This is a genomic window from Planctomycetaceae bacterium (assembly GCA_041398785.1).
Lineage (GTDB): Bacteria > Planctomycetota > Planctomycetia > Planctomycetales > Planctomycetaceae > JAWKUA01.
Map to the genome: position 1 here is coordinate 126,613 of JAWKUA010000004.1, position 13,124 is coordinate 139,736.

At 60.3% G+C, this 13,124-nt stretch carries 7 protein-coding genes and 1 tRNA gene; 4 read left to right on the forward strand and 4 right to left on the reverse strand.

Annotation, left to right across the window (positions count from 1 at the left end):
• Positions 1–82: 82 nt before the first annotated feature.
• Both pruA and R3C19_06115 read right to left on the reverse strand, forming a co-directional pair.
• Positions 83–3,079: an L-glutamate gamma-semialdehyde dehydrogenase gene (pruA, locus tag R3C19_06110; protein MEZ6059916.1), complete on the reverse strand. Its 2,997-nt coding sequence runs from the start codon at positions 3,077–3,079 to the stop codon at positions 83–85.
• Between the two features lie 273 nt (positions 3,080–3,352).
• Positions 3,353–4,594 (reverse strand): alpha/beta hydrolase family protein, encoded by a 1,242-nt coding sequence (locus tag R3C19_06115; protein MEZ6059917.1) that lies wholly within the window; start codon positions 4,592–4,594, stop codon positions 3,353–3,355.
• A gap of 499 nt (positions 4,595–5,093) precedes the next feature.
• Between R3C19_06115 and R3C19_06120 the strand changes: the two genes are divergently transcribed.
• Positions 5,094–6,452, forward strand: coding sequence for a DUF1501 domain-containing protein (locus R3C19_06120; GenBank protein ID MEZ6059918.1), 1,359 nt, complete (start codon positions 5,094–5,096; stop codon positions 6,450–6,452).
• Positions 6,453–6,492: 40 nt separating this feature from the next.
• Entirely contained in the window at positions 6,493–7,701 is a 1,209-nt protein-coding gene (locus R3C19_06125; protein MEZ6059919.1) for a hypothetical protein, read from the forward strand.
• Positions 7,702–7,951: 250 nt separating this feature from the next.
• On the opposite strand, the gene R3C19_06130 is transcribed toward R3C19_06125, so the two are convergent.
• Together R3C19_06130 and R3C19_06135 are read right to left on the reverse strand one after the other, a co-directional pair.
• The gene (locus R3C19_06130) at positions 7,952–10,042 is read right to left on the reverse strand and encodes a fused MFS/spermidine synthase (protein MEZ6059920.1); all 2,091 of its coding nucleotides are present in this window, start codon (positions 10,040–10,042) and stop codon (positions 7,952–7,954) included.
• A gap of 519 nt (positions 10,043–10,561) precedes the next feature.
• Positions 10,562–10,634, reverse strand: a tRNA-Cys gene (locus tag R3C19_06135).
• Positions 10,635–10,948: 314 nt separating this feature from the next.
• Between R3C19_06135 and R3C19_06140 the strand changes: the two genes are divergently transcribed.
• Together R3C19_06140 and R3C19_06145 are read left to right on the forward strand one after the other, a co-directional pair.
• Positions 10,949–11,779, forward strand: a complete 831-nt coding sequence (locus R3C19_06140; GenBank protein ID MEZ6059921.1) for a hypothetical protein — start codon at positions 10,949–10,951, stop codon at positions 11,777–11,779.
• Between the two features lie 39 nt (positions 11,780–11,818).
• Positions 11,819–12,979, forward strand: coding sequence for a trypsin-like peptidase domain-containing protein (locus R3C19_06145; GenBank protein MEZ6059922.1), 1,161 nt, complete (start codon positions 11,819–11,821; stop codon positions 12,977–12,979).
• The last annotated feature ends 145 nt before the right edge of the window (positions 12,980–13,124 follow it).

The window sequence follows — 13,124 nt, forward strand, 5'->3', positions numbered from 1 at the left end:
TGAATCAGCAGGGATCTCGAAAAAACGAATCTGACGCAGCCGAATCCATGACGGGACACCGCCTGCCGATGACAGCGGCATCTTACGCATTTCCATCCGGCGGAGGCGCGAATCCCCGCCGCATCGTGTTTTCTGTGATGTTGACCGGAATGAGAAACTGCAGCAAGTAGTCCGGTCCACCGGCCTTGCTGCCAATGCCGCTCATCTTGTAGCCGCCGAACGGATGGCGGTGAACGAGTGCCCCGGTAATGTCACGGTTCAGGTACAGGTTGCCGACTTCGAATTCGCTGCGAGCCCGCTTTAGAGTGGCCGGGCTGCGGCTGTAAACGCCGCCGGTCAGAGCGTAGCGAGTGTTGTTGGCGATGGCGAACGCTTCGTCCAGGTCTCGGGCTTTCAGAACCGCCAGTACCGGGCCGAAGATCTCGTCCTGAGCCAGTTTCGAATCCGGGTTGACGTTTCGAAAAATGTGCGGGCCGACGAACGTGCCGTCCGACAGCGACGCGACGTCAACGGAGAGTGCCACTTCCCCGTCGAACTCCGGGTCGCAGCGGCTGATCGTCTGCAGGATGCGATCGCGGGCATCCGCGTCGATCACGGGGCCGATCCGTGTGCCGGGATCCTCGGCGGCACCGACCTTCAGACTGCGGGTTGCTTCCACCAGCCGCTGCAGAAATTGATCGTATGCCGCCTGCAGCACAATCACGCGTGAACACGCCGAACACTTCTGCCCGGAGTACCCAAACGCGCTGCGGATGACGCCCACAACCGCTTCGTCCAGGTCGGCGTCGTCGTCGACGATGATTGCATTTTTGCCGCCCATTTCCGCGATCACTCGGCGAACGCCGGCCTGACGGTCGTCGGTTTCCGCTGCCAGGCGATTGATTTCCAGACCGACGGCCTGCGAACCTGTGAAGCAAACCATGTCGACGTCAGGGCTTCCCACCAGCTCCGGACCGACATCTTCTCCGATACCGGGAAGAAAGTTGACGACGCCGTCGGGCAAACCGGCGTTGCGAACGACTTCCATGAATTTCGCGGCAACGACCGATGCCTGCTCAGCCGGCTTCATCACTACCGTATTCCCGGCGACCAGTGCGGCCGTTGTCATTCCGGTCAGAATCGCCAGCGGAAAATTCCACGGAGAAATCACGACAGCGACTCCCCGCGGTCGGTAGCCGTAGCTGTTTTCCTCGCCCTTGATGTCAACCTGCCGCGGTACGTCCAGACGCCGCATCTGATCGGCGTAGTACATACAGAAGTCGATTGCTTCGGCGACATCGGCGTCGGCGTCGGCCCATGGCTTGCCGACTTCGAAAATGATCCACGCGGCCAGTTCGAAACGCCGTTCGCGCATTTCGGCGGCGATCAGTTCCAGATACTCCGCCCGGTTACTGACTTCCATGGCCGCCCATTGCGGAAACGCTCGCCGCGCTGCGTCAATGGCATCGGCTGCCTGGTCTGCTGAGGCCGAGGCCACATGGCCGACGATTTCGGATAGCTTTGACGGATTGCGGGAACTGAGCGTTGATCGGCTGTCACTGGATTTGCCGTCGATGACCAGCGGATATTCCTGCCCGAATTCCGCCCGCACGTCTGTCAGAGCCTGCAGCATGGCTTCGCGGTTTTCACCGCGGCTGAAATCGGTGTGCGGTTCGTTGGTGAATCCGGCCGCGGCCGACTCTTCGATCGGCGGTTCGGCAACAGCGTGATCGGAAGGTTTCATAAGCAGTTTCTCGACAGCAATGTGCTGAGTAAAACTCTGACGCAGGAAGGAATCATTGGACGTGTTTTCCAGCAGGCGGCGCACCAGGTACGCCATGCCGGGAATCAACTTTCCGAAAGGCGTATAGATTCGAACGCGGTAACCGCGTTCGGAGAACAGCCGGGCTTCGTTCTCTCCCATGCCGTACAGCATCTGGATTTCGACCTGCCGTCTGGGAACGCTGTATTCTTCGGCCCACGCCAGTCCGCTGGCGAGACTTCGCAGATTGTGACTGCCCAGAGCCGGCCGCAGCCATTCGTGGTTCTTCATCAGGAAGCGAGCGTGCGTTTCGAAGCTGTCGTCCGACTGCCACTTGCGGCGATACACCGGACACGGCCAGTTTCGGTATTCGGAGACAATCGTTTCGTAGTCCCAGTAGGCTCCCTTCACCAGACGGACGGTGATTGCGGTTCCGCGCTGTTTTGTCCATGCCAGCAGATTCTTCAGGTCGTCGCCCGCGTCGCGAAGATAGGCCTGAACCACGATTCCGACGTCGGCAAAGTCGCGGAATTCGTCTTCCATCAGCACATGCTGAAAAATGTCAAAGGTCAGGTTTCTGTATTCATAGCTTTCCATGTCTACGTGAACGTAGGCGTGATGCTCGCGAGCCGTCCGCAGAATGGGCCGCAGACGTTCCGCGACCCGCTCGCGCGTTCCCTCCGGGTCTGTCGGAGAAAACTGGCTGTCCAGAGCTGACAACTTCAGCGAAACATTCAGCCGGGGAATCACGCCGTCGGCATCGCGGTCCAGCAGCGACACTTCCGACCAGCCGGCGACTCGGTCGGACATGCCTTCGATCAGGTCGATGTACGATCGCTGGTATCGATCGGCTTCGCATTCGCTGATGACGGCTTCCCCCAGCAGATCGAGCGTAAAGGCAAACCCGCTCTTGCGAATTCTCTGAACCGACTGCAGCACTTCGCCGACGTCTTCTCCGGCGATGAATCGTCGAGCCATACGCGACGCGTTTGTGCGGGCGTTGTAGGCCAGAGCCCGGCTGAGAATGCTGTTGCCGGAGGAAAGTTCCAGTCCGATCCGCGCGGCCCACGGAAGTCGTTCCTGAACGTCCTCGAAGTACTCTTCAAGGTGGCGGGCGATTGCCACGTGGTCCTTCAGCATGGGCAGGACGTCGACGAAGCGGAACATTTGCACTTTGACCGCTTCGTCCTCCATCGCCCAGTTCATCAGGCGATCTTCCCACCAACGCCCGTGAAAAATCGACGGCGAACGCTGCTCCAGCCGACCGAAGAGTTCCCGTCCAATTTCCTGCGTGCGTGCTTCGACGCGGTCTTCAATGCGTGGACGTTTCTTGGCCATGGAGTCGGGGACAGCGCGTTTCGAAAGTGCTTCAAATCCGTGAAGGTGCCTCGTCTGCGTGAGGAAGGAGGGATTCTAGGGACATCGCGGCCTGCGTGAAGGAGCGTGACCGGGATTGTGCGGGAAGTCCGTGACATCGACGCGTTTCGCGTCGCCGGAACGCTGTCCGCTGCGGTTTTTCGACGTGTTCCGCAGCGTTCCCGGCGGTCTTTACCAAGTCCGTGGCGGATGTTGTTTGCGTGTCGGCGATGTTCGTACCGGCGCCGTTTCCTGTCAGCGGCGCAGGTGGGTGTCGAGCCAGTCGAAGGCTTCATCCTGCATCGCCACGGTCCAGCGATGAGGCTCGTCGTAGAACCGCGACTGAAACTGACTCGCGGCGCCGGCGGCTTCGTAAAGCTTTCCGATTCGCTCCACGGAACTCTTCATACCCTCCGTCGGGAACAACTGGTCGCGTTCACACTGCTGAACGAACAGTCCCCGCGGCGCGGCCAGAGCGGTCAGTTCGGGGAAATCCATCAAACGATGCAGTCCGGGCAGAAAGTGGATCCATGAGTGCGTGTCAATGTGCGCACGCAGCATGGGGCGCGTCGACGACATGAAGCCGACGACGCACGCCGCGCGAATTCGTTCATCCAGAGCCGCCAGGTACGCTGACCGATATCCGCCCATCGAAATGCCGGTGCATCCGATTCGCTCGCTGTCCACGTCCGGACGCGTCTGCAGGTAGTCGATCGTTCGGCGGTCGTCGTAGTTCACCACTCCCGGCCAGGTCGCTCCCGCAAGCACGAGGCTCTTCGCCAGTGTCGATTCCTTCGTCCGGCACTTCGCGTTCAGTTGCCGGACATCCTCCAGTGAGTATGCGGCGCGGTCCCAGCCATAGCGAAAATCCTCGTCAAGCAGCACCCGGCGTTCGCCGAACATGAAGGCATCGATCGAAATCACGACGTACCCGCGCCGAACAAGCGCCGTGGCCGTGGGGCGACTGTCGTAGTTTCTTGCGTGGTACTCTGTCATCGCGGCATGGTTGTCGCCGAGGTCGATGACCTTTTCCTTGCCGAACAGGAACATTCCGCCGTGAGAATGCAGGTCGACAATCGCCGGCGCCTTTTCGGTGAGTCCCCTGGGCACCAGCACATACGCCGCGACGCGGAACCACGGCGTCGTCGAAAACAGCACTCGTTCGCGAATGTGGTCACCGCGATCCACACGCTCGACGACTTCCGGCGACAGATCAACCTTCGGCGGGTCGTAGCTCAGCACCTGCATAACGCTTCGCCGGGCCGAGTCGCGAAACGCATTGTCGAACGTGATATCAGCGCCGGATGGAAAAATCGCGGGGCGGCTGGCATCGGCGATGCTGGAAACGAATTCGAAGTTTGTGCCAAGGTCCGCACCGGACTGATCCAGCGGATGGGGCGGATCGGACGGTGGTGCCGCCGGAAAGAACCCAGTCGCCAGCAGCGGCGCAGTCCCCAGCGTCGAAAGAAACACACGGCGGTCGGGAGACGTCGACATGGCGATCAGGCTCACGAAAAAAGAAACGGTCGTCGGTGCGTCAAGTGCGAGGCTCGTGGGCTACCGGTGGAACTCGCGGGAACTCCACATTCTGAAGGAAAGCGATCGTCGCTGGAATCGACCGAAGTGCGCCTCTGGCTGCGGGAGCGCAGTCACCGCGAAGCGGCGCTACAAACGAAGCTACGCGGAACTTCAAACGACGGAACTTCGAAAAATGATCCGATGGCGTTCCGAAGTCACGCCATTCGCGTCACCCAGCATTCTTCACAGCCATCGCGTGTTTCTCTGTCAAACGTCGCAGGATGGATGCATGGGGCGTGGTGAGGCGAAGCGACGGATCCTCGGCACTGCCGGATATTCAAAACCCTCGATTTGACGTGCAGATTGGTTTCAAATACGCGGGTGACGGGAATCTTTCCAGGATATCATGACGGGCCGGATGACGGGTGATGCACAGGGTCCGCTCGATCGCCGCGACAGCAAACAGGAGAATTCCAGGATGTTGAATATCCAGAGTGCGGGTTCCGCCCTTCACTGTGACCGAAGTGCTCGCCGGCATTTCCTGAAGATTGGTGGCTTGGCGATGGGCGGCCTGTCGCTGCCGCAGATCCTGCACGCTCAGGAATCATCCCCGAAGAAACGCGTCGACGGGTTGTCGCACAAAGCGGTCATCATGATCTTTCTGTCCGGCGGTCCGTCGCATCAGGACATGTACGATCTGAAAATGGACGCGCCGCAGGAAATTCGCGGCAGCTTCCGGCCAATTGACACCAGCGTCAGCGGGGTTCAGATCTGTGAACACATGCCTCGCCTGGCGCAGATGATGGATAAGGTGGCCATCATTCGTTCGTTGTACGGCTGCCCGGATCAGCATGCGTCGGACCTGTGTGTCAGCGGCTATCCGATCGGTCCGCGAGGTCGGCAGGACAACCATCCGTCGCTGGGTTCCTCGGCCTCAAAGCTTCAGGGGCCGGTTGATCCCGCAGTGCCGCCCTTCGTCGGACTGACGATCAAGACTCGGCACGCTCCGTACGGCAATCCGGGAATGCCGGGTTTCCTGGGAATGGCGCATGGTGCATTTCAGCCGGATGGTCAGGGCATGGCCGATATGCATCTGAACGGTGTGACGCTGGAACGATTGCGAGATCGCAAAGGGCTGCTGACCAGTTTCGATCGTTTCCGCCGCCATGTGGATTCACTGGAAACGTATCGCGGCGTCGATGCACTGACCTCCAAGGCATTCGACGTGCTCACGTCGAGCCGGCTGGTCGAGGCGCTCGATCTGGACAAGGAAGATCCGGCTGTGCGTGACCGCTACGGTCGCGGCAGTTCTGACCCCGCGTTCGGCGAAGACGCCGGCCCTCACTGGATGGATCAGTTCCTGATGGCTCGGCGGCTGGTCGAAGCCGGAGTTCGCTGCGTGACGCTGTCGTTCGGGAGCTGGGACCGGCATCATTCGAACTTCAAAAGGCTTCCCGAACAACTGGCGAAATTCGACCAGGGAATCACGGCGCTGATTGAAGATCTGCACCGCCGCGGGCTGGAAAACGATGTCAGCGTCGTTGCGTGGGGAGAATTCGGCCGCACGCCAAGAATCAACAAGGATGCCGGCCGGGACCACTGGCCGCAGGTGTCCTGCTGCCTGCTGGCGGGCGGAGGCATGCGGACCGGACAAGTGATCGGAAGCACCAACCGATTCGGTGAAGTTCCTCGCGATCGTCCCGTGCATTATCAGGAGGTCTTCGCCACGCTGTATGACCGCCTTGGGATCGATGTCGGCAATGCCACAATCATCGACCAAGCCGGACGCCCGCAGTATCTGCTCGATAAACGCGACGTGATTCCCGAACTGGTGTAATGTCGGCCGGATCTGACCGTTCAGTGCAGGATCGCTTCTCATGAAACTCGCCCGTTCTGAGTTTCCCCGGCTGCTTGCCGTACCAGCCGTTCTGTGCGCCGCGTGCTGGCTGTGCATGACTGCCGGAATTTCAGCGGCCGACGAACCGCGACCGACGATGCTGATCGGTTATACCGAAGGACGAAATGACCTTCCGGAAGGCCAGTTCGCAAACTGGATCACCAACCGCGCCTGCGTTGTCAAAGCGGACGGCACCAGTCGCCGGATGCTGGCTGAGGAACTGACGCAAAAGGAGAACTCGTGGACTCAGTTTGCCGGGTGGTCGCCCGACGGAAACACGATGATCATCGGTTCGCACTGGGAGAGCCCGGAAAATGCGGCGTGGGAACGGCAGCATCGAACGTTCCGCATGACCGAAGGCTGGCTGTCAGACGCCTGTCTGATGGATCTGTCTACAGGCACGATCACAAACGTCTCGGCGGTGGATCGAGTCAGCATTTACAACACGGCCAGCTTCACTCCGGACGGACAGAAGCTGCTGATGACATCGCTGATCAACGGCGTTTCGCGACCGTTTCTGATGGATCTTGATGGACGAAACAAGCGGGATGTTTCCGGCGGAGGCACCGGATTCACCTACGGAGTGAGCCCGTCTCCCGACAGCCTCCGGATCGCCTATCACGAGAACTATCAGATTTACGTTTCCAGCGCGGACGGAAGCGACAAGCGGCACATCGAGACCGGCAACCCGTTCAATTTCGCACCGCAGTGGTCTCCGGACGGTCAGTGGCTGCTGTTTGTGTCCGGCGAACACTACGACTGCCATCCGCATGTCGTCAGAAGTGACGGCACCGAGCTTCGCAAACTGGCCGATCGGGGCGGGTACCGGGGTGTTGTCGAGCGGCTGAAGCACCCCGACTTCCACAGCGAAAGCAGTGACGTGCCCGTCTGGTCACGTGATGGCAGCGCCGTATTTTTCACGGCACAGGTGCAAGGCAGCGTTGAGCTGATGAAAGTGACTCTGGACGGCCGGGTTTCGCAGCTCACGAAATCCGCGGCCGGCGTGCGACACTACCATCCCGGTCCGTCGCACGACGGTAAGTGGATTCTGTTCGGTTCGGACCGCAGCGGTGTGATGCAGTTGTACGTCGCGCGAGCCGACGGTTCGGAAGCTCAGCCCATTACCGCCGTCCCCGCCGGCCACTGCGCGATGCATGGTCACTGGCAGCCTGATTCGCCGACGCCGTGAGTACTTTGGCTGCAGCGATCCATTATTCGTCGGCCGGGCAACGAATCCAGGGAACAGGTTTCAGTACGATTTCCGGACGCTGCGCCTGTTTCGGATTGTTCACGCGATCAGCAATTCCTGACATAAAGCTTCCAGGAAATGGATGTTATGTCGAATCAGCGACCTGCACACTGTACGACGGGACTCCAATCCCGTCGAACTGCAGCGACGGGATCGGAGTCTCGTCGTACAACCCTGTGAACACCCCGGGCTATCGCAGGATCTGCAGCAGGTTGACATGGTCGTCCGCCCACAGGATTCGTCTGCTGTCGTCAGCTTCCCTGTCCCGTGCCGAAAGCAATGCGTGGCTGAATGGTTCACGTGACAACAGAATCCAGATGCTGGACGAACGCTGCAAAGTGCCCGGTTCCGTAACCGTGATGCGAATCGTCTGAAAACCGTGTTCGGCCGCCATGCCCCGCACCAGCGGAGCCAGGTCGAAGAAGCGGTTCGAAATGTGGAACGCCAGTTTTCCATCCGGCTTCACATGCTTCATCCAGATCTGCATTGCTTCGGCCGTCATCAGGTGAGTCGGGATGGCGTCGCTGGAGAATGCATCCAGCACAAGCAGATCAAACTGCCGAGGCGACTCATGCTCCATGGACAGCCGCGCGTCGCCCAGAACCAGTTCCACGTCCGCCGGGGAATCCTTCAGGAAGGTGAATTTCTCACTGGCGAGCCGGATGACGGCGTCGTTGATTTCATACATCACAAAATGATCGCCGGGCCGGCCATAGGCTGCCAGAGTTCCCACGCCCAGTCCGACAACACCGACTCGCCGCTCCGGGCCCTGCAGGACGTCTTGCATCGCCAGGCCGATGCCGCTGTCCGTTGTGTAGTAGGTTGTCGGCTGGCGTCGCCGTTTTTCGGACATGAACTGGCGACCGTGCAGTGTGCGGCCATGAGTCAACTGACGCATCTCTTCGGGGCCGTTGTCGGAATCAGGCAGTTCCACCTCCCCGGTTTCGACCCGCAGTACTCCGTAGAAGTTGCGAATCACGGAGTTCTCGGAAAGCAGGATGTTGCGAGCGTAGCCGCCCATTCCCACAACAGCGGCAATCACGCTCAACATGACGACTGTCTGAACGGGCGATGGCCGACCGGTCGATACCGTCGGAATGAATCCGGATTGTGACCGTCGGACCATCGAGAGTGACATGCCGACGCAGGCGACAAGCCCCAGCGGGTATTCCAGATACACGGGAAACACAACGGGAGCCACCAGTGCGATCAGCAGACCGCCACAGGCGCCGCCGGCGGAAATGATCAGATAGAACTGAGTCAATTGCCGGGTACCGGGCTTTCGCAGGACCAGTTCCCCGTGGCACACCATGAACATGCAGAACATCGCTCCGAAGTGGATGATGATCTGAGGAACCGCGCTGACGTGTTCGGCGACAACCATCACAATCGCTGCCGAAGAAAATGCCAGCAGGCTCCAGCCGAACCAGCGCCGCGAATACCAGCGGTCGCTGTCGAAAGTCAGTATGAACGACAGCAGATACAGCACCAGCGGAAGGATCCACAGGAACGGTACAGTGGCGATGTCCAGGCAGACATGATTCGTGGTCGCCAGCAGCATGACCGACGCGGCGCATGCCAGACCGAACCACGTCCAGCGGTCTCCCGCCGTGACAGGGCCGGATTCGCAGTCGTCGTCAGTACCGTCAGCCAGTGTGCAGCCATGTTTTCCATACCGCGATACCAGTACCGAGCATGCCGTACAGGACAGCACGAACATTCCGAACGACCATGACCAGATCAGAGTCTGCTGCTGAGAACTCCAGGCCGGTTCCACGACGAACGGAAACGAAAGCAGTGCCAGCAGTGATCCGGCGTTGCTGAGTGCGTACAGGCGGTAGGGTGAACCGTCTGTGCGAGTCTGACTGAACCACTTCTGCAGCAGCGGCCCCGTTGACGAAAGGACGAAATACGGAAGTCCGACACAGGCCGTCAGCAACGTCAGGATGCTGAGAACCGGTGGGGCGTCGCCGGCCGGTTTCCATTCTGCTCCCGGCGTAATCGGCAGCATGGCTGCCGCCGCGACCATCAGCAGGACATGGCCAATGACCTGGTTCCGCGTCGACAGGCGAGTCGTCAGCAGGTGAGCGTAGGTGTAGCCCAGAAACAGCAGACTCTGAAAGAACAGCATGCACGTTGTCCAGACGGCGGGGCTTCCTCCAAACCACGGCAGAATGAACTTGCTGATCAGCGGTTGAACCTGAAACAGCAGAAAGGCGCTTAGAAAGACAGTGACGGCAAAGCATGCGACGACGGCGGGTGGCACCGGACTGACGGACACCGTGGGGATCCGGATCGCATGGTTCGAATCAGGGGTTTCCATTGCATCCTCAGGTTACGTTCGGAGCACTGCCGCTGTTCGTTCCGCGTCTGCGCTCGTGCAGCGTCGGTTTACAGCGAACATTCGGATAATGCAGCGCTCAGTAATGTTGCAGGAAGTCAACAACCTCAGCCTAGCTCGAACTTTCGCGCGGTGTTGACGGCACCGCTGAAGAAATCGGGTGATTGCAGGTTTCCCGGCAGTTGATCCGTCGATCATCGCCGCAAGCGCGGCGGCAACGGGCGGGAGGGCTCGCGGCTGTTGCAGTGAGACCCCGCAGACAGCGTGGCCTTCCGATGGCCAGGAGTCGCGCGCCTTGCGGAAAATGGAATCGTGTCCGGCACCGCGTTTTGGAACGGCCATCCGCAGCGTCCACACCGCCGCTCAATTCACGGAGCGTCTTCGGGGGTCTCACGGTGCCCGACCACCGGGCGCTACGCGCAAAGAAAAAACCCCGGCTGAAACCGGGGTCGGAATAAGAGGGGCGAGTGGGATTCGAACCCACGGATAACGGATTTGCAATCCGCTGCGTTAGCCACTTCGCCATCGCCCCGAAACGCGGTTTCGCTGGAAATGACACGGCGAAACCTGCTGTGCCGGGTTCAATCAGGCAATCTGGTGAAAGATTGCGGACTGGAACTAACGCGGCAATTCTACGGAAGGTATCGGCGTTTCCACCAGCCTGCTGCAGTGAAAAACGACCGATTTTGGCCACGACTGCCGCGACAAGTCTGCCGTCATCCGCTGACGAAAGCATAGACCCCCGGGCTTTTCCCGGGGTTCGGATCGACTTCGGTAGATCCCCTGATTTCTCACCGGTAGCATGGGTGCCCGATTGATGGAAAGTATTCTTTAACGGAGCAGAACGTGGCAGCGGAAACAAAAACAAGCGAATCGCACAAGTCGGCGGCGACAAGCGAAGAACAGCTCATTCAGGAGGCGCGAAACGCCGTCAGCCAGTGCAACTGGGTCGTGGGCGAATGCGCGGCCCGGTGGACTCAGCGGTACGCGCGCGGAAGAACGGACGCCGATTTCGGCCAGATGGTCGGGCTCAGCGGAGACCAGATTTTCCAGCGGCGGCGCGTGTGGGAGACTTTCGGCAGGGTCTATCAGGAATACAACAACCTGAAATGGTCTTTCTTCTACGTGGCACTGAACTGGGACGACGCAACGGCGTGCCTGGACTGGGCGGATCAGAATGAAGCAACCGTCGCGGAAATGCGGGCGTGGCGACGAGCCCAGCACGGCGAAGATTTGACGGCGGAATCTCAGGAAACTTATTCCGAATGGGCGGCACCACTGGCGATTGACACCGCAGACATGCCGCTCAGCACCGTCGTCGATCCGGCAAACTACCTGCGCAGCGGCCAGGGTGATCGCGCCGGCCTGCCTTCCGATCCGGGAAGCCAGGTTCCCACGATGTCCGCGGCGGCCCGCGAATCGGCCGAATACGCTCCGTTCCGAAGCGGAGCTGCCGCACCGGCGCCCGGCGAACAGTTCGCGGAAGTGGCGGTTCTGGAACGATCGGAACCAACCGCAGAACAGATCTGGAAGCGCACCGTCTCCGCTCTGGAACGACTGAACCGCGGGCTGACAAAATCCGTATTGAATTCGTTCGACGACCAGCCGCCGGAACTTCAGTCACGACTGGCGACGGCCTGGGCGGACCTTCAGGAAAAGCTCGGCGACCGAGTCTGAGCCCGGCGGTCCCTGTCAGCGGCATTGCGAACGGCGACGATGAGTCTTTCCGAAGAAGAGTACGAAAACGCTGGTCGAACCCCTCGCCTGGTCAACGGATGGCTCGTGGGCACGCTCGTGGTGCTCGCGGCAGCGCTGATGTATGAGACGTTTCGCAGCCGCGAGCCGGTCTTTGTGAACCACTCCCCGCGCGTCGTCACACCGCGCGGGGAACTGGGAGCCGACGAACGCTCCACGATTGAAGTGTTCGAACATGCGTCTCCCTCGGTCGTTTTTATCCGCACCAAGGGCTACCAGCCCAGTTTTCCCCGCGGCGTCATTGAACAGGAACTGTCTTCGGGCACGGGCTTCGTCTGGGACGAAAACGGCCACATCGTTACCAACCTGCATGTCGTCCGCGACGTCCTGGAACGCGGCAAGAATGCATCCCTGGAAGTGCAGTTCTCCGACGGACGAGTTGTTGACGCCGACGTGATCGGCGGAGTCTTTGAATATGATATCGCGGTGCTGAAAGTACCGGGCGGCGTCAGCGAACTGGTTCCGATCACGATTGGCAGTTCCCAGGATCTGCAGGTCGGGCAGAAAGTGCTGGCGATCGGCAATCCCTTCGGATTTGACCAGACGCTGTCCACGGGAGTCATCGGCGGACTGAATCGCATCGTTGCGACGGAACGGCAGAATGAATTCCTGAGCGGGCTGATTCAGACGGACGCCGCCATCAATCCGGGGAATTCCGGAGGACCGTTGCTGGACAGTGCCGGGCGGCTGATTGGCGTCAACACGGCGATTGTCAGTCCGACCGGGGCGTACTCCGGGCTGGGATTCGCCGTGCCCGTCGACGCCGTGCTGGATTCCGTTCCGCGCGTCGTCGAGGAAGCCAGCGGCAAGCAGCGTCCGGAGCTGCTGGGTGCCTCGGTGCTGAATCGTGAGAGTGCCCTGCAGCTTGGAATCCCGCAGGAAATCATCGACCGCGGACTGATCGTGGGGCGCGTCCTTCATAATTCGGCCGCTTTTGACGCCGGTCTGATGCCGGGTGACCAGATCACCGCCGTTGACGGCAAAGTTCTTTCCAGCGGCACTGAGCTACGACAGCTCGTGGAATCTCATGAGCCCGGTGATGTCATCGAACTCACCATCATTCGGCGCGAACAGTCGGGACGACTGCTGGTACCGCTGCGCGCCCGGAAGCTGTTCTTCTGAAGCGACCGTGCGCCGTTCGCGAGTTTTGCGCCGGCCGGGAAGCCGACGCGCTCGGAACCTTGTTCAGGGGATCTGCAGAGCCAACGGGAATCCGGTCGGCAACTGCATCGTTCAATGGTCAATTCGCCTGATGGCCGCTGAGGAA

Coding starts and splice junctions, on each gene's coding strand:
- R3C19_06120 (MEZ6059918.1), top strand. CDS start 5,094: ATGTTGAATATCCAGAGTGCGGGTTCCGCCCTTCACTGTGACCGAAGT.
- R3C19_06145 (MEZ6059922.1), top strand. CDS start 11,819: ATGAGTCTTTCCGAAGAAGAGTACGAAAACGCTGGTCGAACCCCTCGC.
- R3C19_06125 (MEZ6059919.1), top strand. CDS start 6,493: ATGAAACTCGCCCGTTCTGAGTTTCCCCGGCTGCTTGCCGTACCAGCC.
- R3C19_06115 (MEZ6059917.1), bottom strand. CDS start 4,594: ATGTCGACGTCTCCCGACCGCCGTGTGTTTCTTTCGACGCTGGGGACT.
- pruA (MEZ6059916.1), bottom strand. CDS start 3,079: ATGGCCAAGAAACGTCCACGCATTGAAGACCGCGTCGAAGCACGCACG.